This window comes from Aeribacillus sp. FSL K6-2848, assembly GCF_038004325.1.
Classification (GTDB): domain Bacteria; phylum Bacillota; class Bacilli; order Bacillales; family Aeribacillaceae; genus Aeribacillus; species Aeribacillus composti.
In genome coordinates this window covers 3,052,555-3,076,467 of sequence record NZ_JBBOQQ010000001.1, presented here as the reverse complement: position 1 = coordinate 3,076,467, position 23,913 = coordinate 3,052,555, and the positions used below count along the sequence as shown (strand labels likewise).

General features: G+C 40.1%; 23 protein-coding genes and 1 pseudogene. 20 read left to right on the top strand and 4 right to left on the bottom strand.

Going from position 1 to position 23,913, the window contains the following annotated elements; genetic code table 11:
- Position 1 precedes the first annotated feature (1 nt).
- The 3 genes from obgE to pheA all read left to right on the top strand — a co-directional run bounded on the left by obgE (position 2) and on the right by pheA (position 2,685).
- The gene (gene obgE / locus NSS70_RS14865) at positions 2-1,297 is read left to right on the top strand and encodes a GTPase ObgE (RefSeq protein ID WP_063387957.1); all 1,296 of its coding nucleotides are present in this window, start codon (positions 2-4) and stop codon (positions 1,295-1,297) included.
- Between the two features lie 67 nt (positions 1,298-1,364).
- Positions 1,365-1,808, top strand: a complete 444-nt coding sequence (locus tag NSS70_RS14860) for an ACT domain-containing protein (protein WP_063387958.1) — start codon at positions 1,365-1,367, stop codon at positions 1,806-1,808.
- Positions 1,809-1,830: 22 nt separating this feature from the next.
- The gene (gene pheA, locus NSS70_RS14855) at positions 1,831-2,685 is read left to right on the top strand and encodes a prephenate dehydratase (RefSeq protein WP_063387959.1); all 855 of its coding nucleotides are present in this window, start codon (positions 1,831-1,833) and stop codon (positions 2,683-2,685) included.
- 41 nt (positions 2,686-2,726) lie between these two features.
- On the opposite strand, the gene NSS70_RS14850 is transcribed toward pheA, so the two are convergent.
- Together NSS70_RS14850 and NSS70_RS14845 are read right to left on the bottom strand one after the other, a co-directional pair.
- Complete coding sequence (locus NSS70_RS14850) at positions 2,727-3,266, bottom strand: transcription repressor NadR (protein WP_063387960.1); 540 nt, start codon at positions 3,264-3,266, stop codon at positions 2,727-2,729.
- A 22-nt stretch (positions 3,267-3,288) separates the two neighbouring features.
- The gene (locus NSS70_RS14845) at positions 3,289-4,377 is read right to left on the bottom strand and encodes an IscS subfamily cysteine desulfurase (protein WP_066249783.1); all 1,089 of its coding nucleotides are present in this window, start codon (positions 4,375-4,377) and stop codon (positions 3,289-3,291) included.
- 155 nt (positions 4,378-4,532) lie between these two features.
- Here NSS70_RS14845 and nadB point away from each other — a divergent pair, with 155 nt between their 5' ends.
- From nadB to NSS70_RS14770, 15 genes and pseudogenes are all read left to right on the top strand, one after another.
- A complete protein-coding gene (nadB, locus tag NSS70_RS14840; protein ID WP_339230341.1) occupies positions 4,533-6,074 on the top strand; it encodes an L-aspartate oxidase in 1,542 nt (513 codons plus the stop codon).
- Positions 6,071-6,916: a carboxylating nicotinate-nucleotide diphosphorylase gene (nadC, locus tag NSS70_RS14835; RefSeq protein ID WP_117016761.1), complete on the top strand. Its 846-nt coding sequence runs from the start codon at positions 6,071-6,073 to the stop codon at positions 6,914-6,916. The genes nadB and nadC overlap by 4 nt, the downstream gene beginning before the upstream one ends.
- On the top strand, positions 6,913-8,025 hold the full coding sequence (nadA, locus tag NSS70_RS14830) for a quinolinate synthase NadA (protein ID WP_130156075.1): 1,113 nt from the start codon (positions 6,913-6,915) through the stop codon (positions 8,023-8,025). The genes nadC and nadA overlap by 4 nt, the downstream gene beginning before the upstream one ends.
- A 297-nt stretch (positions 8,026-8,322) precedes the next feature.
- Positions 8,323-8,470 (top strand): annotated as a pseudogene (gene safA, locus NSS70_RS20895) (SafA/ExsA family spore coat assembly protein); the annotation flags it as partial.
- Between the two features lie 1,122 nt (positions 8,471-9,592).
- Entirely contained in the window at positions 9,593-10,333 is a 741-nt protein-coding gene (gene nadE / locus NSS70_RS14820; RefSeq protein ID WP_130156071.1) for an NAD(+) synthase, read from the top strand.
- Positions 10,334-10,428: 95 nt separating this feature from the next.
- The gene (locus NSS70_RS14815) at positions 10,429-11,097 is read left to right on the top strand and encodes a YhcN/YlaJ family sporulation lipoprotein (protein WP_340881853.1); all 669 of its coding nucleotides are present in this window, start codon (positions 10,429-10,431) and stop codon (positions 11,095-11,097) included.
- Between the two features lie 110 nt (positions 11,098-11,207).
- A complete protein-coding gene (locus tag NSS70_RS14810; protein WP_144597700.1) occupies positions 11,208-11,933 on the top strand; it encodes a YebC/PmpR family DNA-binding transcriptional regulator in 726 nt (241 codons plus the stop codon).
- A gap of 237 nt (positions 11,934-12,170) precedes the next feature.
- Entirely contained in the window at positions 12,171-12,680 is a 510-nt protein-coding gene (locus NSS70_RS14805; protein WP_235600442.1) for a BofC C-terminal domain-containing protein, read from the top strand.
- A gap of 100 nt (positions 12,681-12,780) precedes the next feature.
- The gene (ruvA, locus tag NSS70_RS14800; RefSeq protein ID WP_066249544.1) at positions 12,781-13,389 is read left to right on the top strand and encodes a Holliday junction branch migration protein RuvA; all 609 of its coding nucleotides are present in this window, start codon (positions 12,781-12,783) and stop codon (positions 13,387-13,389) included.
- A 10-nt stretch (positions 13,390-13,399) separates the two neighbouring features.
- Entirely contained in the window at positions 13,400-14,401 is a 1,002-nt protein-coding gene (gene ruvB / locus NSS70_RS14795; RefSeq protein WP_066249540.1) for a Holliday junction branch migration DNA helicase RuvB, read from the top strand.
- Positions 14,398-14,598, top strand: coding sequence for a DUF2905 domain-containing protein (locus NSS70_RS14790; protein ID WP_063387970.1), 201 nt, complete (start codon positions 14,398-14,400; stop codon positions 14,596-14,598). Before ruvB ends, NSS70_RS14790 begins: the two co-directional genes overlap by 4 nt.
- Before the next feature lie 23 nt (positions 14,599-14,621).
- Positions 14,622-15,650 (top strand): tRNA preQ1(34) S-adenosylmethionine ribosyltransferase-isomerase QueA, encoded by a 1,029-nt coding sequence (gene queA / locus NSS70_RS14785; RefSeq protein ID WP_063387971.1) that lies wholly within the window; start codon positions 14,622-14,624, stop codon positions 15,648-15,650.
- A gap of 39 nt (positions 15,651-15,689) precedes the next feature.
- Positions 15,690-16,835, top strand: coding sequence for a tRNA guanosine(34) transglycosylase Tgt (gene tgt, locus NSS70_RS14780; RefSeq protein ID WP_063387972.1), 1,146 nt, complete (start codon positions 15,690-15,692; stop codon positions 16,833-16,835).
- Positions 16,836-16,856: 21 nt separating this feature from the next.
- Entirely contained in the window at positions 16,857-17,126 is a 270-nt protein-coding gene (yajC, locus tag NSS70_RS14775; RefSeq protein ID WP_063387973.1) for a preprotein translocase subunit YajC, read from the top strand.
- A gap of 147 nt (positions 17,127-17,273) precedes the next feature.
- Positions 17,274-19,100: an IS1182 family transposase gene (locus NSS70_RS14770; protein ID WP_340881851.1), complete on the top strand. Its 1,827-nt coding sequence runs from the start codon at positions 17,274-17,276 to the stop codon at positions 19,098-19,100.
- Here NSS70_RS14770 and NSS70_RS14765 read toward each other — a convergent pair.
- Entirely contained in the window at positions 19,044-19,433 is a 390-nt protein-coding gene (locus NSS70_RS14765) for a TIGR04086 family membrane protein (RefSeq protein WP_327847802.1), read from the bottom strand. The two genes, NSS70_RS14770 and NSS70_RS14765, sit on opposite strands and share 57 nt — an antisense overlap.
- A gap of 123 nt (positions 19,434-19,556) precedes the next feature.
- Complete coding sequence (gene spoVB, locus NSS70_RS14760) at positions 19,557-21,137, bottom strand: stage V sporulation protein B (protein WP_340881850.1); 1,581 nt, start codon at positions 21,135-21,137, stop codon at positions 19,557-19,559.
- Positions 21,138-21,236: 99 nt separating this feature from the next.
- On the opposite strand from spoVB, the gene NSS70_RS14755 reads away from it, so the two are divergent.
- Positions 21,237-21,530, top strand: a complete 294-nt coding sequence (locus NSS70_RS14755; protein ID WP_066249531.1) for a post-transcriptional regulator — start codon at positions 21,237-21,239, stop codon at positions 21,528-21,530.
- 45 nt (positions 21,531-21,575) lie between these two features.
- Positions 21,576-23,798, top strand: coding sequence for a protein translocase subunit SecDF (secDF, locus tag NSS70_RS14750; RefSeq protein WP_339196923.1), 2,223 nt, complete (start codon positions 21,576-21,578; stop codon positions 23,796-23,798).
- Positions 23,799-23,913 lie beyond the last annotated feature (115 nt).

The following is a 23,913-nucleotide window of genomic DNA, read 5'->3' as shown; positions in this document are numbered from 1 at the left end:
AATGTTTGTCGATCAAGTGAAGGTATATGTGAAGGGCGGAGATGGCGGGAACGGCATGGTTGCTTTCCGCCGTGAAAAATATGTTCCGAAAGGAGGCCCTGCAGGGGGAGACGGCGGAAAGGGCGGAGATGTGATTTTTGAAGTGGATGAAGGTCTTCGGACGTTAATGGATTTTCGCTATAAAAAACATTTTAAAGCTCCAAAAGGCGAAAACGGGATGTCTAAAAATCAGCACGGGAAAAATGCCGAACCCCTTGTTGTGAAAGTTCCTCCCGGTACTGTTGTAATAGATGATGATACAAAAGAAGTGATCGCAGATTTAACCGAGCACGGGCAAAGAAGCGTGATTGCCAAAGGAGGACGGGGCGGCAGAGGAAACACCCGATTTGCCTCGCCAACGAATCCGGCGCCCGAAATATGCGAAAAAGGAGAGCCGGGCGAAGAACGATATGTAACATTGGAATTAAAGCTTTTGGCTGATGTCGGGCTTGTCGGATTTCCGAGCGTTGGGAAGTCCACTCTTTTATCAGTTGTATCAAGTGCTAAACCAAAAATCGCTGCCTACCATTTTACAACGATTGTGCCGAATTTAGGTGTTGTTGAGACCGAAGACGGACGCAGTTTTGTGATGGCAGATTTACCTGGTCTTATTGAAGGCGCTCATCAAGGAGTAGGTCTTGGACATCAATTTTTGCGTCATATTGAAAGAACAAGAGTCATCGTTCATGTCATTGATATGTCCGCAATGGAAGGCCGTGATCCGTATGAGGATTACCTGACGATCAATGAAGAATTAAAACAATATAATTTAAGGCTGACGGAGCGGCCGCAAATTGTTGTCGCCAACAAAATGGATATGCCAAATGCTGCTGAAAATCTTTCACAATTTAAAAGAAAGCTGCAAGACAAAAATGTCAGCATTTTTCCAATATCAGCCGTTACACGCCAAGGAATTCGCGAGCTGTTATTTGCTATTGCCGATTTATTGGAAAAAACGCCGGAATTCCCTCTTTACTTTGACGAGACGGAAACATCTGCTCCGAATCGTGTCGTGTATACATTAAAGGATGAAAAGCCGAGCTTTACCATCAGCCGTGACAGCGATGGAGCGTTTATTTTATCAGGTGAAAAGGTTGAAAAGCTGTTTAAAATGACCGATTTTTCAAGAGACGAATCCGTTCGCCGTTTTGCAAGACAGCTTCGCAAAATGGGGGTAGACGACGCATTAAGAGAGCGCGGTGCAAAAGACGGGGATACAGTAAGGCTGCTGGAATTTGAATTTGAATTCATTGAATAAAACATTTTGCACATAAAATCTGTGTCCTTCATGCTTCATCGCATATGGGTGGGAAAGGAGACGGTAGATGAAAGACGAAATTTTTTATTTGGTAAGGGAAGATGTGCTGCCGGAAGCAATGAAAAAAACGCTCGAAGTGAAAAAGCTTCTTGAACGAGGCAAAGTCTCGTCCGTTCAAGAAGCAGTGCAGCTCGTTGACTTGAGCCGAAGTGCGTTTTATAAATACAGAGACGCGGTTTTTCCTTTTCATACTGTTGTCAAAGAAAAAATCATTACGTTGTTTTTCCATTTAGAAGATCGTTCCGGAACGCTGTCGCATTTGCTTAAAGTTGTGGCTGAAGCAGGCTGCAATGTGCTGACAATTCACCAAACCATTCCGATTCAAGGAAGAGCCAATGTGACTTTATCATTAAACACGAACGGAATGAAAGAAGATATGAACGTTTTATTATTAAAATTGCGGAAGCTAGAATTTGTAGAAAAGGTCGAACTATTAAGTTCAGGTGCATAGAATTAGGAAGGAAGATATACAGATGAAAATCAGCTATTTGGGACCGAAAGCAACATTTACTCATTTGGCCGTCTCAAAATTTTTTGAAAACGATGTAAAACTAGTCCCTTACCGAACGATTCCACATGTCATGGATGCAGTCGTCAAGCAAGAAACAAACATTGCCGTTGTTCCGCTTGAAAACGCGCTTGAGGGGTCGGTCAATCTTACAATTGATTATTTAATTCATGAAAATACACTGCATATTGTCGGTGAAATTGTTGTTCCAATCAAGCAGCATTTAATGGTTCATCCTTGCAGGAAGGATGATTGGAAAAAAATCGAAAAAGTATTTTCTCATTCACATGCTATTGCACAATGCCATAAATTTTTACATGAGCATATGCCGGATGTTTCGATCGAATATGCCACATCGACAGGAGCCGCTGCAGAATATATCCATCAACATCCGGAAGAAAATATGGCTGTCATTGCCAATGAGTTGGCGGCAAAAGAGTATGATTTAGCTATTGTGAAATATAATATTCACGATTATGATTACAACCATACACGATTTGTTATTTTACATCCGGATCAAGATTTTCAAATAGAAAATAACCACCATAATAAAGTCGGTGAAAAGACGACATTAGTTGTAACGTTGCCGACAGACCATGTAGGCGCCCTGCATCAAGTATTGTCTGCATTTGCATGGAGAAAACTGAATTTATCAAAAATTGAATCTCGTCCAATGAAAACGGGATTAGGAGATTACTTGTTTATTATAGATATAGAATCAAAAATGGATGATGTTTTAATACCCGGGGCAATCCAAGAACTGGAGGCTTTAGGCTGCGGCGTCAAGATTCTCGGAAGCTTTCCGGCTTATAAACTATAAAAAAAGCCGAGCATCCATTGCAGGATGCCTGGCTTGATTAATCAATGATCGTCACGAATTAAAAATCCTGCTTGATCAAGAGCTGCACAAACTTCATTTAAAGTTTTTTCATTGTCGGCAAGAATGGTGTGCAAATGAATGCCGTTCGTTAATTCCGACAAATAAGAGGCGTTTGTTGTTTCGATTTTTTTTATGAACTCATCTACTTCTTTTCGATTGCTTACCATAATCGATGCGGTCAAATCCCCGTACACTGGATGTTCAACGATCACATCTTTTACAGTCGCTCCGTAATCAACAATAATGTTCAATTCCTCCTTTGTTTTTTCCGGAGCGTGCTTGCAGGCAATAAGACGTTTCGCTTTTTTTGCCTCATTCGTTCTTTCTTTTAAATACATATATCCCTGACTTGTGGCTAAAATCGGTTCTCCGAGTGCTTTTAAAAGAGAAATATCTTGAACGATGACTTGACGGCTGACATTCGTCCGTGAGGCCAATTCCCCTCCCGTGATCGGCCGATTTTCATTTTTTAACCATTCGAGAATCACTTCCCTCCGCTTGTCCCCTAATATTTTTTCCATAAACACCAACCTTTCAAAACTCTTATCGAACGATGGATAGAATCGCATTGATAAGCTCATCGACTTCCGAGATTGTATTTGTAATTCCAAAGGAAATACGAATAAATTGATGAGCGGAATCTTTGTCAAAGCCGATTGAAAGAAGGGTTTTAGAAGGATGACTATTTCCAGCTTGACAGGCGCTTCCAGTTGAGACCGCAAATCCTTTTCGGTTCAATTCGAGCATTACAAATTGACCTTCTAAACTGTTTGTGACAACACCAACAATATTTGGGAGAACCTCTTTTTTCGTTTCATTGACAATCGTTATCGTGGGCAGCTGTTTCTTTAATTGACTGATCAAATGCTGCTTGAGCTTGATGAAATGGTTAAAATGCTTCTCTCTTTGATTATAAAACTCATTTGCGGCAGTGACAAAGGAAAAAATGCCTGGAACGTTGACAGTGCCTGGACGAAATCCGTCCTCATGTGTTGTTCCGGGAATCACTGGCGACCAGCTTGCTGCTGGATGAATATACACTGCTCCTACGCCCTTTGGACCGTAAATTTTATGTGAAGAAAATGTATAAGCATCAGCATTCATCTCATCGACGGGAATCAACAGTTTTCCAAACGTTTGCACACAATCGGTATGAAAGTATATTTTCCTCTTTTTTAAAAACAAGCCAATTTCCTTTATATTTTGAATTGTTCCGATTTCGGAATTGCCGTGCTGGATGGTGACAAGGGCCGTATCTTCACGGATTTCTTCTTCAAGATGCTCCATTAAAATATTTCCATTTTGATCATGCTTTAAAAATGTAATGTCATATCCTTTCGCACGCAATAAAGACAAATAATGGTCAATGGATGCATGTTCAAGTGAAGAAGCAATAATATGCTTTTTGTTTGGCGTGCTATTTAATAATGATTGGATGGCCAGTATGTTGCCTTCAGAACCGCCGCTAGTAAAATAAACACCGTTTGGATCTCCTCCTAATAACGCTGCAAATGCTTTCCTTGACGCTGTCAATAGTTCATACGCTTTGCCGCCGATATCATGCAGACTGCTTGAGTTTCCGTAAGCAAATTTTGCCGCTTCGGTGTATGAAGCAATCGCTTTTTCACTCATGGGGGTCGTTGCTGCAAAATCAAAGTATATCAATTGTTTTCGCCCCTCTCTATTCAAGCCTTAAAAATTTTGTGAAAAATTCCTCTTGTCAATATTGTATTTTTGTGTAAATATATGTGTCAAGACATGTGTAAATTTATAAGGGGGGGTTGTTGATGACCCATTATGATGTCATCATCGTCGGAAGCGGTATTGCCGCATTAACGGTTGCAAGCGAATTATGTGAAAAAATGAACATATTAATGATTACAAAAACGATGAAAACTAGTTCTAATTCTCATTTGGCTCAAGGTGGAATTGCATGTGCCATACATGAAAATGATCATAGCTGCCTTCATTATGAAGATACATTATATGCTGGGCGCTACCACAATAAAAAGGAAGCAGTTGAGTTGCTCGTGCAAGAAGGAAAGGAAATTATTTCATCCCTTATGGATGAGGGCTTTCCATTTGACAAGGACGAGCAAGGAAATGTGGATTTAGGAAATGAAGGGGCGCACTCCTTTCGCCGCATTCTCCATGCAGGAGGAGATGCGACGGGAAGGAAAATGGTCGAGCATTTTTTAAAAAAAATAACAAACCGGATAACAATCAATGAATATCAGTTTGTTTGTGATGTCGTTGTAAAGGACGGAAGGGCAGTTGGCATTATTACCAAAACAGCAGATGAAAATATACATGTCTATACAGCCTCCCATATTATTTTGGCAACCGGCGGCTGCGGTCAAGCTTATGAATGGACATCCAATCATCCGAACGCAACGGGAGACGGACTTGCCATTGCTTTTCGGGCTGGATGCAGGCTGATCGATATGGAGTTTACACAGTTTCATCCAACAATGCTTTATATAAACGGGACATGCAGAGGATTGATTTCTGAAGCGGTCAGGGGAGAAGGCGCTGTATTGATCGATGAAACGGGGCAAAGATTTATGAGCGAAATTCATCCATTAGGTGATTTGGCTCCTCGAGATGTTGTTGCCCGCGCAATTTATCGTAAATATCGGGATGGACATCAAGTGTATTTGGATATTTCAGAAATTCAATTTTTTTCCGAACGTTTCCCAACGATTGCTGAGATGTGTCGGCAAAATCGGGTAAATTTGAGCAAAAAGAAAATTCCTGTAGTGCCTGGCATGCATTTTTTAATGGGCGGAATTGAAACCGATTTAGTCGGCAGAACGAATATCGATCGGCTTTATGCTGTAGGCGAATTGGCGTGTACTGGTGTCCACGGGGCAAATCGTCTAGCATCAAATTCTCTTTTAGAAGGTCTTGTATTCGGAAAAAGGATTGCAAAATTTATACTGGATCAGCGGCTGTCTTCACAGGAGAGTTTTGGGGATTTCCATTGGAACGAACATGAAAAAACAGAGGTTCCAGAAAAAGGAGAAATACGCAAAATATTGACAAAATGGGTTGGAATCGAACGGACGCATGGAGAACTGTCATGGGCTGTTTCATGGCTGAAGCGATATGTCAAATATTTTCCATTAAATGCTATAAGTTATTCAATTGAAGAAATCGAACGGATTAACATGATCACAGCCGGATATTTAATAGCTAAAGGAGCTCTTTTACGAAAGGAAAGCCGCGGCGGCCATTTCAGGATCGATTATCCGGGGGAAAAACCTGAATGGCTGGAAAAACGAATTGTACAAACAAACGAGCAAAGGATAGGGGCGGTTGAAAAATGAATCAAATAAAACTCGAGCAGGCATTGAAGCAATTTTTTATGGAAGACATAGGAGACAATGATTTGTCCAGCGATGCGATTTTCTCAGAAAACGACCGAGGATCGGGCGTCATAAAAGCAAAACAAAGCGGAGTTTTTTGTGGAGAAAACGTGGTGAAAACCGCTTTTTCGATGTTAAACCCCAACCTTGAAGTTCACATGTTTGTAAAAGATGGACATGAGCTGACAGCGGGGGAAGAGATTGCCGTCATAAAAGGTTCTATTCGTTCCATCTTACAAGGAGAGAGAGTAGTGTTAAATCTGCTGCAGCGAATGAGCGGGATCGCAACTTTGACAAAACAAGCGGTGCTGACGTTAAATTCAACGCATACAAAAATTTGTGATACAAGAAAAACAACCCCTGGGCTGAGAATGTTTGAAAAGTATGCTGTCCGCATAGGGGGAGGATATAATCACAGATTTGGTTTATATGACGGGGTGATGATTAAAGACAACCATATTGCCTTTTGCGGTTCGATTACAAAAGCAGTTGAAAGGGTAAGAAATCGGGTCGGCCACATGGTAAAAATTGAGGTGGAGGTTGAAACGGAAGAGCAATTGAAAGAAGCAATTTCAGTACATCCCGATATTATCATGTTTGACAATTGCCCGCCTGAACAAGTGAAAAAATTTGTTGATATGACTCCGCCTGACATTATTACAGAAGCTTCAGGCGGAATTACGTTAAAAAATTTAGCGGATTACAAAGATACAAATGTTGATTTCATATCGCTTGGGTTTATTACCCATTCAGCACCTTCAATAGACATTAGTTTATCTTTTTCGGGGAGGAATGAGCTATGAATCTTTTTGAATTGTTGGATGCTTCAAAAACAGAAATGATGCCTGAAGATTATAAACATCGATCTGTGGAAGAATTGGAAAACCGTGTGATAGAAATTAAAAAGAAATTCGGAACAAGACTGATGATCCCAGGTCATCATTATCAAAAAGACGAAGTGATCCAATTTGCAGATGTAACAGGAGATTCGTTAAAGCTGGCACAAATAGCGCAAGAAACAAAAGATGCCGAATATATTGTCTTTTGTGGTGTTCATTTTATGGCAGAAACAGCAGACATGCTGACATCGCCTTATCAAAAGGTGATTCTTCCGGATATGAGAGCTGGCTGTTCGATGGCGGATATGGCAAATATCAAACAAACAGAAGCCGCTTGGAGCAAGCTGCAAGAGCTTTTTGACGACACGATTTTGCCATTAACATATGTCAATTCATCAGCAGAGATTAAAGCTTTTGTCGGTAAAAATGGCGGAGCAACGGTAACCTCCTCAAATGCTGAAACGATGCTGGCTTGGGCGCTGAAGCAAAAAAAGAGAATTTTGTTTTTACCTGATCAGCACTTAGGGAGAAATACTGCCTTTAAACTAGGTATTCCCCTTAATAAGATGGCTGTCTGGGATCCGATTGAACAAAAGCTGCATTATGATGGAACAAGGGAAGATGTCGCCATCATCTTATGGAAAGGCCATTGCTCAGTGCATGAGAAATTTACAGTAAAAAATATTGAACATATTCGCAGCAAATATCCCGATATGAAAATTATCGTTCATCCTGAATGTACATTTGAGGTTGTTCAGATGGCCGATTATTCGGGATCCACGAAATATATTATTGATACGATTCAAAACTCCCCGAAAGGAAGCAAGTGGGCAATCGGAACAGAAATGAATCTAGTGAATCGGTTAATACAAAATAATCCCGACAAAGAGATCGTTTCTTTAAATCCATATATGTGTCCGTGTTTAACAATGAATCGAATTGATCTGCCCCACTTAGTTTGGGCGCTGGAATCAATCGATAAAGGAAAAATAATTAATCAAATCATTGTGGATGAATCAATTAAAGAGTATGCAGTTCTTGCATTAAATCGCATGCTGGATCATAGCTCATAAAAAGGAAAAATATTGCAATTGCCCATATGCATGCGGGATAGCAAAAGTACGAAGAACAATTTGAATGCCTGGGGTCCTCCTCGGGTATTTTTATTTTTGTAATTTTTGCAGCATAAATCAGCAGCTGTGTACTGATATCGATATCAATTGGCTTTTAAAAAAGAGGATCGTTTTTCTTAGCCTTCATTTTTAAATCATAATCCCACTAAAATTTGCATAAGTTGTGATGAAGAAGATTTATGAATGTTTTGATTCGAAAGTTGTATAGGCAGTACGTTTTCACAGGAGGGGGAAACAGTGAAAATCCACATTGTTCAAAAAGGCGATACACTATGGAAAATTGCTCAAAAATATGGAGTCGATTTCCAGGAGTTAAAAAAGTTGAATTCCCAATTGAGCAATCCTGATCTTATTATGCCAGGAATGAAAATAAAAATTCCAACTGGTGATGTGCCAATTAAAAAGGAAGTGAAACATGAATTAAAGAAAGAAGTGCCAAAAGTAGCTTTTAAAAAGGAAGCAAAGGAACATCCTTTTGCAGAGGAAAAACCTGTTGCTCCTATTGAGACGGAGGAACCGGAAGCAAAGGAGAAGCCGTCTAAGCCATATGTGCCTCCCGTTCCAAAAGTTTATCAGCCTTACTATCCGAAAAAAACTGATGTAAGCAATTATTTTATGCTCAATATGCCGATGATGAATATCCATGAAGAAGCGGAAAAGGCTCCAACGCATCCCTATGCTTCAAAAGATTCCAAACCGCAGCTTCCGAAAAAGCCTGAAAATGTGTTTCATGAAGTTTTGGGTAAAGGAGAAGAAAATAAAGAGGAGGACAACAAAGATATGACGAATCCGCAATTTTCGAATGTCAATCCATATTATGGAGCCCAATGGCAGCCTTATTACGCGCCTGTCTGGCCAAATATTCCGAACCCTGCCCCGAATCAATTTGTAAGCCCACAACAATATGGCGAAGATTTTGATGATGATGAATATGATGAAGCGTATGGTTACGAAAACGTTGCACCTAACATTCCGCCAAACGTTTCACCAATACAATACAGTCCGCAACCCGTAGTTCCATGTGTACCATATCCTGTTCTTTGTCCACCGTTTCCATTCTTAGGATGCCATCCGGTATCTCCTGTATATCCAGGATCAGGATTGGCGCCGACACCTTATGCTGCACCTTATGGAATACCGCACGGTCAATGGGTAAGCCCGGAGGCGGCGGAAAATCAAGAATTTGCAGAGAATATACCTCATACTGGAGCTTTTCCGAGTCATCAGGATGACTGCGGCTGCGGAGGTCCTGTACCTTATGGATATCGAGCGGCTCCATTTGTACCATATGGAATACCGCATTACCCTTATGCTGTGCCTTACTATGATTATAACCAGTTCGTTGCACCGCAAGATGAAGAAGATGAAGATTAATTTTATTGGAGACGATGATAAAAATCGTCTCTTTTTTCTTTGAAAATTTCATGACATGATTTATTTTTCGTAAAATACAATATGATACAATAGATAATAAAAAGAAATGATGCTAAGGAAGGTGCATGACATAATGCAGGAAAAAATTGCAAAACTAATCGAATGGCTTCAAAATCAAGTAAAAAACGCAGGATTAAACGGTGCAATTGTTGGAATAAGCGGGGGAATTGATTCCGCCGTAGTTGCTCATCTCATTAAGCGAGCGTTTCCTGAGCATTCGCTTGGCCTAATCATGCCATGTAAAAGCAATCCGAAAGATCAAGAAGATGCTTTAAAAGTAGTGAAAAGCTGCAACATTGATTATATGGTGATCGACTTGACCGAAACTCATGAAACGCTTTTTCACGCCATTCAAAAAAATATTCAAGCTAAAAACGATTGGAATGAAGAAGCATCAAGATTAGGCGACGCGAATACGCGCGCGCGGCTCAGAATGACAACATTATACGCTGTGGCAAACAATTATCGTTACATGGTTGTTGGCACAGATAATGCAGCTGAATGGTATACGGGCTATTTTACGAAATACGGAGACGGCGGTGTAGACCTTGTTCCTCTTGTACATTTTACAAAAGGCGAAGTAAGGGAAATGGCAAAAATTTTAGGAGTTCCGGATGAAATTATTAATAAAGCTCCAAGCGCCGGTTTGTGGGAAGGACAAACGGATGAAAACGAAATGGGAACAACATATGATATGATTGACAAATTTTTAAAGGGAGAGGAAATTCCTGAGAAAGATAAAGAAATCATTGAAGCGCTGCATAGACGTTCTGAGCATAAACGAAATTTAGCGGCAGCACCGCCAAAATTTTAATTAATTGCCGGGAACTAACAGCAATAAACCTCCCCTGATAGAACAAGCTATGGATGAGCTATTATGCTCAAATTGTTTTTCAGGGGGTTTTTTCATTGAGAAAATCAGTTTCCGCAGCTATTGCCCTTTCTTTTATGACAATTGGTCTTGCGGCGTGCAACAACAATAATGGTGCATTGGATGACCGTGATCGAAATGGTGCAGCACCAATTGGCTACTATTCAGCTGATCGGGATCGCAATTTTGATTACGTTGATAATGATGGACCGATCACTGAAATGTTTGACGGCGGAATGGATGACAATGATATGCTCCGCGATGCAAATGACCGCAATAGAGACCGCTCGCTGACAGTGAACGATAGAAGAAACAACGGCTTCCAAAGAAGCGATGTCAATTATCATAATCATTTACGGGATGTGGGCTCGAATAATGCTCAATTAGCCGAACGAATTTCTGATCAGGTAAGCCGGCTGAAAAACGTGCAGGATGTTGATACGCTCGTAACAAATGACAGGGTTGTAGTAGCGATCAATACAACTGATCGAAACGAACAGAACGTAAAAAATCGAGCCAAACGAGTTGTATCAAGACTGGCTGGAAATAAAAGCATCCATATTATAACAGACGAGGAAACTTTTACTCGCGTGCGAAACATTAATAATAACTTGAATAACGGTACGGATGTAGGGGAAGATATCCAACGTCTATTCAATGATATTGGAGAAGCTGTAACAGAGCCTTTTGACGGAAATAACCGCTAACGAGACAGGGAGAACTCCTCCCTGTTTCTTTTGTGAAGAACAATTTTTCCCGCTAAATAAAATATGTTATATTAAAAATCGAGATTTGTTTATGAGAGGGGATTTTTAGAATGGCAGGACATTCTAAATGGAAAAATATTCAAAGAAGAAAAAATGCCCAAGATGCGAAGCGGGGCAAAATTTTTATGAAATTGGCAAAAGAAATTTATGTTGCGGCTAAACAAGGCGGAGGAGATCCTGACGCGAATCCTAGCCTCAGACTTGCCATTGACAAGGCTAAAGCTGCCAACATGCCGAACGATAATATAGAACGAGCAATTAAAAAAGCGACCGGCAGCCAAGATGGAGCCAACTATGAAGAAATTACATATGAAGGATATGGCCCAGGCGGTGTCGCTGTAATGGTAAAATGTCTGACGGACAATAAAAACCGTACAGCAACAAGTGTTCGCACTGCCTTTAATAAAAACGGAGGAAACTTAGGAGAAACTGGTTGTGTATCCTATATGTTCGAACGAAAGGGATATATTGTTATTGATGGTAACGGAATTGAAGAGGATGACTTGTTTCTTGAAGCAATTGACGCTGGAGCAGAAGAATTAGAAGCGTCTGGTGAGGCGTTTGAAATTTATACCGCTCCTGAAAATTTGAATAATGTAAAAACCGCTTTAGAAGAAAAAGGATATAAACTGGAAACAGCGGAAATCACATGGATTCCTCAAACGTACACGCAACTAGATGAAACAACAGCTGAAAAAATGTACAAATTAATCGATGTCCTTGAAGATGACGACGATGTCCAAGAAGTCTTCCATAATATGCAGGAAGATGAGTGATTGAAAATTTATTGATATTAACGATTAAAAAATCTAACAGCCGAAAAAAATGAAATTGTTAAGTTATCCATTTTACTTTTTCTAATTGAAACGTATTAATATACAAGCATGCCATGATATACAAGGTAGTTGCCATAATATGTAATAAGATGAAGAATCAGGACTAAGGGTTAAAACTTCTCATGATGGCTACAATAAATAAAAACAAATGTGTTATAAGTTCAGGAGTGGTGGCATGTGAAAAAGGTATTTTGCCTCTTTTGTTATACTTTGATGATCTTAGCTTTTTGTCATTTCCATCCTGAAGCATCTTTCGCAAATGCGAATCATCATTCCTCGACAGTTGAAGTCATCTTGAGAAGAGTTTATCTTGATGGCGAAGTGAGCGAAGAGGTCAAAACAGAACATCATCATTCTATCGCAGATGTAATTGCGAAATATCAAGATTGGCAGGTTGTTCGTCAGGATGGCGACGAAATTGTCTTTCAAAAGCAAATTGATGACCTCTCTCCTTTATTAAAAACAAATGGTTTTTTCGGTATTATGGAAGATGGGACTTTGTCGATTTTTAACGGGAAGCCTGACGCAGACAATGAAGTCATTCAGTCTTTTTTCCAGATCGATATAAAAAAACTGGAAAGCTATCGCCACCTGCAACTAAAAAGAGGAATTCCCGTAAAAAATAAAGAGAATTATTTAAATGTCATCAATACCTTTAAAGCTTATTCTGCTGATGAATTCAAATAAAAGGACCGATGCTTTTGGCATCGGTTTATTTTTGCAGTTCTTTCCCTGACGGAGCGAGTTCTTTATGTTAAAATAGGTTAAGTGATGAGAGGTGAACGCAGTGATTGAGTTTATCCGCGGAGTTGTAGATCATATATCAATAGATTCAATTGTGATCGATCGGAACGGAATCGGCTTTCAAATTTTCACTCCCAATCCTTTCAGCTATCAAAAACATATAAAAAAAGAAGTGACAGTTTATACATATCAATATGTAAGGGAGGATCTCCTCGCTCTGTACGGATTTTCAAGCCGTGAAGAAAAGACTCTCTTTTCCAAGCTTTTAAACGTAACAGGAATCGGTCCGAAGGGTGCTCTGGCGATCCTGGCTTATGGGGATGCAAAGCAAGTAGTGGAGGCCATTGAAAATGAAGATGAAGCATTTTTAGTAAAATTTCCTGGTGTCGGAAAGAAAACAGCGAGGCAAATCATCTTAGATTTAAAAGGGAAGCTCGTCGAATTCGTTTCAGAACCGTCTTCCAACATGTTAGCTAATCAGGTACAAACAGACCAAAAACATAGCAATCATTCGCTTATGGAAGCGATCGATGCACTGAAAGTTTTAGGATACAGTGAGAAAGAGATAGCAAAAATCAAGCCGTCATTGGAAGGTGAATCGCTCTCAACTGATCAATATGTGAAAAAAGCATTGAAACTGCTTTTGAAATAAGGTGATAGCAATGGAGGAAAGAATTGTTGCAGGCGAAGCTGAAGCGGGAGAAAAAGATTTTGAATTCAGCCTTCGTCCTCAATCTTTCGATCAATATATCGGTCAATCAAAGATTAAGGAAAACTTAAAAATATTTATTGAAGCGGCAAAGATTAGAGAAGAAACGTTGGATCATGTTCTTTTATATGGACCTCCAGGGCTCGGGAAAACAACACTTGCAACGATTATCGCAAATGAGATGGGGACGAATATCCGCCATACTTCAGGGCCCGCGATTGAACGGCCGGGAGAATTAGCGGCTATTCTCACTTCTTTAGAACCGGGGGATGTTTTATTTATTGATGAAATTCACCGGCTGCATCGTTCGATCGAAGAAGTCTTGTACCCAGCGATGGAAGATTTTTGTATAGATATCGTCATTGGAAAAGGATCAAGCGCCCGTACGATCAGGTTGGATCTGCCACCGTTTACACTTGTTGGTGCAACAACTAGAGTTGGCTTATTAACTGCTCCTTTAAGGGATCGATTTGGTGTGTTAAGCCGCTTGGAATATTATCAAGAGCACGAGCTCTCAAAGATAGTCAAACGAACGGCCAATCTGTTAAATATCGAGATTGAAGAGCAGGCAGCCGTTGAAATAGCCAGAAGATCGCGGGGAACGCCAAGAATTGCGAACAGACTTCTTAAAAGGGTCAGGGATTTTGCGCAAGTGCTCGGATTTGAAAAAATCAGCGCCCATCTTGCTGAAGACGCCTTGGAGCGTTTGCAAGTGGATAAACTTGGATTGGATCATATCGATCATAAACTTCTTTTAGGGATCATTGAAAAATTCCAAGGAGGACCCGTTGGAATTGAGACCATTTCAGCGACAATCGGTGAAGAAGCGCACACAATTGAAGATGTTTATGAACCGTATTTATTGCAAATCGGTTTTATTCGGCGAACACCGAGGGGAAGAATAGTAACAGATCTTGTGTATAAACATTTTCAAATGGAGGTGCCGAAAAGATGACGGAATTTCCAAAGCTATTGATGGTGCTTGGCGGTATTTTGCTTTTTATCGGCTTATTTATGCAAGTTGTCGGCAGACTGCCAGGAGATATCGTGGTAAAAAAAGGGAATTTCACCTTCTTCTTTCCGATTGTCACATGCATTGTCATTAGTTTGCTTTTAACGTTCATTTTTTCTTTTTTAGGACGGTTTAAATAATGGACAGAAGCTAGGTGAACAGGATGAATATCGAATTATTTGACTTCGAATTGCCAGAGGAGCTGATTGCCCAAACTCCGTTGAAGGAGAGGGATGCTTCAAGATTAATGATTGTTGATAAAAAAAGCGGAGATATTACGCACAGCAGATTTAAAAGCTTAATTGAGTATGTATCTCCGGGTGATTGCCTTGTTTTAAATGATACGCGGGTCATGCCGGCCAGATTGTACGGGGTGAAAGAAGAAACCGGGGCCAAAGTGGAAGTTTTATTGCTAAAAGAAAAAGAAGGGAATGTTTGGGAAACCCTTGTAAAACCTTCAAAGCGAGTCAAAGTAGGGACAACATTAAATTTCGGAAACGGCCTTTTAAAAGGAACATGTGTAGGAACTCTTGAACACGGCGGTAGAATCATTGAATTTCAATACGAAGGCATTTTTTTGGAAATTTTGGATCAGCTTGGGGAAATGCCATTGCCCCCATACATTAAAGAGCAGCTTGATAATAAAGAACGATATCAAACCGTTTATTCCCGAGAAATTGGTTCAGCAGCTGCACCGACTGCAGGTTTGCATTTCACAGATGAAATACTCGAAAATATAAAAAATAAAGGGATTCATATCGCTTTTATAACGCTGCATGTCGGGCTTGGGACATTTCGTCCAGTCAGCAGCACAAACATTACAGAACATAAAATGCATGCGGAATTTTATCAAATGACAGAGGGAACGGCCCGCTTATTAAATGAAGTAAGAGAAAAGGGAGGACGTATTATCGCAGTCGGTACGACTTCAACTAGAACGCTGGAAACAATTGCTGGAAAACATGGAGGCAAATTTGTCGAAGAAAGCGGTTGGACAGACATTTTTATTTATCCGGGCTACAATTTTAAAGGAATAGACGGACTCGTTACAAATTTTCATCTTCCTAAGTCTTCTCTGATCATGCTTGTCAGTGCGCTGGCTGGAAGAGAAACAATTCTTCGCGCGTATGAGGAGGCTATAAAGGAAAAATACCGTTTTTTCAGCTTTGGAGATGCCATGCTGATTATTTGAAACAGAATAGAGGTACACTGAATAAAGGAGGGGCTTTCATTGAATAAGCCACCTATTCGATATGAACTGATCAAAACATGCAAACAAACAGGCGCCCGCCTTGGAATCGTACATACACCTCACGGTTCGTTTGAAACTCCGGTGTTTATGCCTGTGGGAACATTGGCGACCGTCAAAACTATGTCACCGGAGGAATTAAAAGAAATTGGCGCAAAAATCATTTTGAGCAATACATACCATTTATGGCTCCGACCAGGGGAAGATATCGTTAAGGAGGCAGGAGGTCTCCATTCTTTTATGAATTGGGATGGAGCGATTTTAACCGACTCCGGCGGATTTCAAGTGTTCAGCTTAAGCGAATTCCGGCGAATTGAAGAAGAGGGAGTATATTTTCGCAATCATTTAAACGGGGACAAGCTGTTTTTATCTCCAGAAAAAGCAACTGAAATCCAAAATGCTCTCGGATCAGATATTATAATGGCATTTGACGAATGCCCGCCTTACCCGGCATCATTTGATTATATGAAACAATCTGTAGAACGAACCTCCAGATGGGCTGAACGCTGTCTAGCAGCTCACAAAAGAGAAAATGAACAAGGGATGTTTGGAATTGTACAAGGCGGCGAATATGAAAACTTGCGGAAGCAAAGCGCACGCGATCTTGTCTCGCTTGATTTTTCGGGATATGCGGTTGGTGGTCTTTCTGTCGGTGAACCGAAAGAAGTGATGAATCGTGTGCTAGAATTTACCGTGCCTTTATTGCCAAGCGACAAACCTCGTTATTTGATGGGGGTCGGTTCTCCAGATTCACTGATAGATGGAGCGATTCGGGGCATTGATATGTTTGATTGCGTGCTTCCTACTAGAATTGCGCGCAACGGCACCTTAATGACATCAACAGGTCGGCTTGTCGTAAAAAATGCGAAATATGCGCGCGATTTCGGTCCATTGGATGAATCTTGTGATTGCTACGTTTGCCGAAATTATTCACGTGCTTATATCAGACATTTAATTAAAAGCAATGAAACATTTGGGATTCGATTAACATCTTACCATAATCTCTATTTTTTGATAAAATTAATGGAGCAGATTAGGGAATCAATCCGTGAAGACCGTTTAGGAGATTTCCGAGAAGAATTTTTTGAACGGTACGGATTCAATAAACCAAATGCGAAAAACTTTTAATGCTTAGAAAGGGGTGAAGAAATGTCGGAGAATTTTGTAGCAACAGTGCTGCCTTTTGTGCTGATGATTGCTATTTTTTACTTTTTGTTGATCAGACCTCAGCAAAAAAGGCAAAAGCAAATCCGTGACATGCAGGCAAACTTGAAGAAGGGTGATAAAATCGTAACGATTGGCGGTTTGCATGGGACGGTTGATTCATTGGATGAAGATAAAATCGTCATCCGTACGGGAGACGGCTCCCGCTTAACTTTTGACCGAAATGCTGTGAGAGAAGTCGTAGAACAATCATAGTTCTACAAAAAACAGGGGGCTGTCCGAAAAGTCGATTGAATCGACCTTGGGCTCAGCCCTTTTTTCTGTTTTTAGGGTACAAAAAAATCGTCCTTTTTTATAGAATGAAATTGACCAAAAAACATTCTACAGAAAGGACGATTTCTTATGAATAATCAAATGACTATTCAAGAAAATTATAACACGCAATTAGAAATGACTCTAGAGGGTATTCAAAAAATAGAGGTTCAAAAGAATAAGAAACGCAAAAAACTAGTTTTCCAACCTTATTGCAATCGTCAAGTCATGAGCATTTTAGATATCGAAATGTATATTCCTGAAAATCATGTCGCCCGTTTAGTGGATGAAATGGTGGAATCGATTCCGGATGAAGTGTTGTATACTCATTATGTTGGTGGGGGTCGTGCACCCTATCACCCTAAAATGTTATTGAAAGTGATTTTATATGCGTACACTCAAAATGTTTATTCAAGTCGGAAAATAGCGCAAATGGTGAAAGAAAATCTTCCGATGATGTGGTTGGCGGGATTGCAAACCCCTGACCATCGCACAATAAATGATTTTCGTAGTGTTCGTATGTCAAACATGATGGATTCTGTATTTGAACAATTTGTCCTTCAACTAGTAGAACAAGGACTTATCGACCTCGACCATATTTTTGTGGATGGTACGAAAATAGAAGCGAATGCCAACAAATATACGTTTGTATGGCGAAAATCCGTAGAAAAATATGATCAGAAACTACGAGCCAAAATTCAATCGTTTCTACAAGAAGCGCACCAAATCGCCTTGGAGGAATTAAAAGAAGAACAATTAGAAGAAGAATTAGAAAAATCATCGGCACAACTTTCTGAGAGAATAGAAGCTTTGGAAAAAGATTATAAACAGGAAGAAGACAAAGAAAGAAAAAAAGAACTTCGCTCTAAAAAATCCCAACTCACCAAACAACTGAAAACGATTCAAACGGATTATCTTCCACGATTACGAAAATACAAAGTACAAAAACAGATTCTAGGTGAACGAAATAGCTACTCGAAAACCGACCATGAGGCCACTTTTATGCGAATGAAAGAGGACCATATGAAAAACGGCCAACTCAAGGCGGGTTATAATGTTCAACTCGCCACACAACATCAATTTATCGTGGGATTTGAAATTTATCAAAATCCAGGAGATACTCGCTGTTTCCAACCATTTATGGAAAAGTTATTGGAATCGATGCCGAAGGAAAAGAAACTCAAGTATGTCATTGCCGATGCAGGATATGCGAGTGAAGAAAACTATTTATATGCGATTGGCGAAGAAAAAGAACCTCGTTTTGAATTATTAGCCCCATACCAAACCTATTTGAAGGAACAAAGTAAAAAGTTTAAAAAGGATTTATCAAAAGTACAAAACTGGAAATACATCGAAGAAGACGATTGCTTTATCTGTCCGAACAATCGGAAAGTCGTATTCAAGTATTATCAAAAAAGAAAAAATGCATCTGGATACATACAAGATTTGAAAGTGTACGAGTGTGAAGATTGTACGGATTGCCCGTTGAAGAATGGGTGTACGAAAGCCAAAGGAAATCGTCGAGTATATTGGAACACGATTTATGAAGAAATGAAAGCGAAAGCCAAAGCAGCTCTTGGTGACGAACAAAAGGCAGCTCTTTATGCGAAGCGTAAAGTGGATGTCGAAAGTGTGTTCGGTAACATCAAGGGCAATTTGCGTTTCACTCGATTTCTGTTACGGGGGCTTCATAAAGTCCGAACAGAATTCGGGATTGTGGCAATGGCCCACAACATACTGAAATGGGCCGCAAATTCCCAAACCAATTTCAAAAATAAGGAAACAGAGCGAATGGAAAAACTCATTGTTTTCTCCATTCGCTCTGTTTTTATGGACTTTTTAGACAAGCCCTTTTTCTTTTTAAGCCTGCCGTTTTGGCGACGAAATATTGACTCCCAGCATTCCTCCAACTATTGAAGTGATTAAAAATCCACCGTGATATAATAGCGATTCTGGCGAAAGCGTTTTTCCGTAACCTAAAAATTGAAACAACAACACAATTCCCGTGTAAGCAACCGCTGTCGCACCGCCTAAAAGCCACCCTTTTTCTTTACCTTTTCCGCCAGCTATAAAACCTCCGATAAAAACGGCTAAAAAACTTATAGATGTGATGACCCAAAAGAGCGAATCTTCTGTTAAACTAGTAAATCGTAATAAAATAGATAAAAGAAAACTGGAAATCAAAGCAATGATCAAAATGGTAAAAACACCGTAAAATACAGCTTTCCCCCACCGCTTTGCTTCAATCATCCATTCATCTCCTCCCATGTTCACCCGTACAAGGGTAATCACTTTTATACAAGCATATTCATAAAAAAAAGATTTAGAATTAAAATTGCCAGATCAGGGTGAAAGGAATGAAACGGATAGATTTTAACGATTTTTCTGCATCGGAATAAAGATTGCTATATACGGACCGATTAGGGGAATTCGCTTTACTTCTTCCTTTTCGACTAGTCGAAAGATGATAAGAAACAGACTGTAAATAACTGTTGTGATCATGCATGCATACATTAACTTTGGCAGCAAATGCAGTTGTTCCAATAAGATATCGTAAATATGATAGGAGATCCAACCTGTTAAGAAAATGGCTGCAAAAGATAGAACATAGTCTCTTAAATAAATTGTGAACTTAAACACTTTCAGCACCGTTGCATAATGAAGAAGAGTAACGATCATAAACCCGCTTATAATGGCAAGAGCTGCGCCGATTATGCCGAGCTCAGGCCTAGTTGCGAAAACAAAAATGAGCGCTGTTTTTAAAATGGAACCGATTAAACTGTTGGTCATCGCTGCTTTTGCTAAATTTAATGCTTGCAATGCTGCTTGCAGTGGACCTTGGAAATAATAAAAGATGAAAAAAGGAGCCATAACTTTCACATAGATGGCAGATTGAGCATTTCCATACATAAAGATCATGATCGGTTCAGCGTACACGTATAAAATAACAACTGCTAGTCCGCCTGTAACAAGCGAGAGCCTTAAAGCTTGCCTCAGCCGATATTCTGCTAATCGAATCCTTTTTTGGGCAATCGCTTCGCTTAATGCGGGCACTAATGATGTTGACAGCGAAAAAGTTATGAAAGAGGGAAGCATTAATAAAGGAAGCGCATACCCCGTCAATTCCCCATATTGTTTTGTAGCTAAAGATGAATGAACGCCGGCGATCAGTAAACTGTGTGAAACAACGATCGGTTCGAGAAACCATGAAATGTTGCCGATAAATCGGCTGCCGGTTGTCGGCAGGGCAATTTTCATGAGCTGACTGAATGTTTCTTTTCCCTTTTTTAACGAACGGAAAAACGATTTTCTCACTCGAATTTGCTTTTTGAAACGGAACGCTATTAGTAAGTAAAGTAAGGAAGCAAGTTCTCCAATTGCTGCCGCAACAAAGGCGCCAGCGGCTGCATATTCGATTCCGTAAGGCAGCATAGCTTTTGTACAAACGGCGATAAAGGCGATTCTGACCGCTTGCTCAAGCACCTGGGAGAATGCCGCAGGCGTCATGTTTTGTTTTCCTTGAAAGTAGCCTCTCAAAACAGAGGATACAGCAATAATAGGAATTACAGGAGTGATGGAAATCAAAGGAAAGAATGTTCTTGGGTCTGTAAGCAATGTTTCAGAAATATATGAGGCGGAAAACAACACAAGCGGTGCGATGATAATGCTTAAACTGCACGTAATTGTTAAAGATACAACCAGTATTTTTTTTACCTTTTTGCTGTCTCCTATTGCATCCGCTTCCGCGACCAGCTTGGAGATGGCAACCGGCAAACCGAGCTGTGTAGCTGCTGCGACAAGGCCAAACGTAGGCATCGCCATCATGTAGAGGCCAACCCCTTCTTCTCCAATCATTCTGGCTATGACAATTCGATTAATAAAACCGAGAATTCTTGTGATGAGGCCTGCCGTCATTAAAATGAGCATTCCTTTTAAAAAGGTTTGCTTCGGCATTTTTCTCCCTGCCTTCTCAAAAAACTTGATATCATATACAATTACTATATGCAGACTCGAAGTACAGGCATGACAACCTTTTAAGAAAGGAGCATAAAAGTGGAGAACTATTCGGTAGATGCCTATCGCAAGTATTTAAGGCCGTTTTTGAAAAGCAAGCTCGAAGAATTCCGGCTGTATGGATACGATAAAATGACAGAGGATGAATTGTGGGCTTTTTTGAAAAGAAAAAAATGGAAAAAAATTGAGGGTGTCAGAGTACATCGGTTAGTAGAAGGGATTATGTCAGTGAAAGTGTCCGATTTCATGAATTATACGACCATTGAGTTTATGAAAGATGCAAAATGGTTAGATAGTAAAGAAGGACAAGAAATATTAAAAGAATTAACCTAAAGATGATAAGGCGATGTTTCGCATATAAGCTTGAGGAGGATCAACATGGCAAAAAAAGGCCGAATTATATCATTTTTTATCATTGTTTTCGCCCTTTTAGGTTTGACTGGCGCAACGACAAAACCAATCGTAGAAGGCATTACGCTTGGTCTTGATTTAAAAGGCGGCTTTGAAGTTTTATATGAAGTGAAGCCGGTAAATAAAGGAGATAAAATTGACCGTCAAGCCCTTTTAAGTGCAGTTGAAGCGCTGGACAAAAGGGCGAATGCTCTTGGAGTGAGCGAACCAAATATCCAAATAGAAGGGAATGACCGAATTCGCGTTCAGCTTGCAGGCGTGACGGATCAGACTGAAGCTCGGAAAATTTTGTCGACGCAGGCAGAGCTGACCTTTCGTGATGTCAATGACAAAGAATTACTAAACGGTTCAGACTTAGTGCAAGGCGGTGCCAAGCAATCATTTGACCAAAACGGTAAACCGAACGTTGTCGTTGAGCTAAAGGATGCGAAAAAATTTAAAGAAGTGACAGAGAAAATAGTAAAAATGGCGCCTGAAAATAAGCTGATCATATGGCTTGATTGGGAAGAAGGCGACTCGTATAAAAAAGAAGCAGCAAAAGCGAATCCGAAATTTTTGTCCGATCCGTACGTAAATGAAGTGTTTGATACGACTACCGTCACGATTGAAGGACAATTTACGGTAGAAGAAGCGCAGCAATTAGCAAGTTTGCTGAATGCTGGTGCATTGCCAGTGAAGCTGCACGAAATTTATTCAACTTCTGTCGGGGCAAAATATGGGGAAGAAGCGATGCAATCAACCATTTATGCGGGTTACGTCGGCGTAGGCCTCATTATGCTGTTCATGATCTTTTACTATCGCTTGCCGGGATTGATCGCATCTATCACGCTTGTTTCATACATATACCTCATTTTAGTTGTGTACAATTGGATGCATGCGGTGCTTACATTGCCGGGGATCGCCGCCCTTATTTTAGGGGTTGGGATGGCAGTTGACGCGAACATTATTACAGACGAACGAATTAAGGATGAATTAAAGCTTGGAAAAAGTGTCCGATCTGCTTTTAAAGCAGGAAACAAAAGATCGCTTTTAACCATTTTTGATGCCAATATTACGACAATACTCGCAGCTGTTGTTTTATTTATTTTTGGAACAAGCTCTGTAAAAGGATTTGCGACAATGCTCATTGTCAGCATTATTATATCCTTCCTTACGGCGATTTATTTAAGTAGATTGCTGCTCGGATTGCTCGTAGAGAGCCGGGCATTTGACAAAAAGCCGCATTGGTTTGGCGTGAGGAAAAGCGATATTTTGGATATTACGAAAACGAATAAAGATACCGATGTCCCAACTCGCTTTGATCATATTGATTTTGTTAAACATCGGAAGAAGTTTTTCGTTTTATCAAGTGTATTAATTGTCGCAGGCATCATCATCCTCTTTGTTGCTAAATTGAATCTAAGCATCGATTTTACGAGCGGAACGCGGGTCGAGCTAGCGACAAATGAGCCGCTATCGGCTGATACAATCGAAAAAGAATTCAAATCAATCGGGCTTAAGCCGGATGAAATTGTATTATCTGGTAATGATAAAAGCACAGCAGTTGTACGATTTGTAGGCGCATTTGATAAAGAAACGATTTCAAATGTAAAAGAACATTTCACAGAGCTGTATGGGATAGAGCCAAATATAAGCACGGTTTCGCCAACAGTCGGAAAAGAGCTGGCGCGAAATGCTCTCATCGGTGTTGCAATTGCTTCCATTGGGATTATCATATATGTATCCATCCGCTTTGAATTTTATATGGCGCTTGCAGCTGTGCTTGCCCTATTGCACGATGCCTTTTTTATCATTTCCTTTTTCAGCATCACCCGTCTTGAAGTAGACATTACATTTATCGCGGCCGTGTTGACGATTATTGGTTACTCGATCAACGATACGATTGTTACGTTTGACCGTATAAAAGAAAACATGGGAAAAGCGAAAAAAATAAAAACATTTGAGCAGCTTGCGGAAATTGTCAACAAAAGCTTGCGGCAAACCTTTACAAGATCGATTAACACCGTTTTAACCGTGATCTTTGCTGTTGTCGCTCTCATTTTATTCGGAAGCTCGTCCATTTTAAATTTCTCGATTGCTTTGTTGGTTGGATTGATCGCAGGCGTTTATTCCTCTTTGTTTATCGCCAGCCAGCTTTGGCTCGTTTGGAAATGGAAGCAAATTGAAAAACGTTCTGTAAAAGAAAACTAGTGAACAGCCGCTGTAAAAGTTCGAAGGGGCTGTCCAAAAAGTCAGGGTTAACTGACTTTTTGGGGCTCCTTCATTTTAGGGATTTATCGGACAGACTATTTTTCCTATCTTGTGT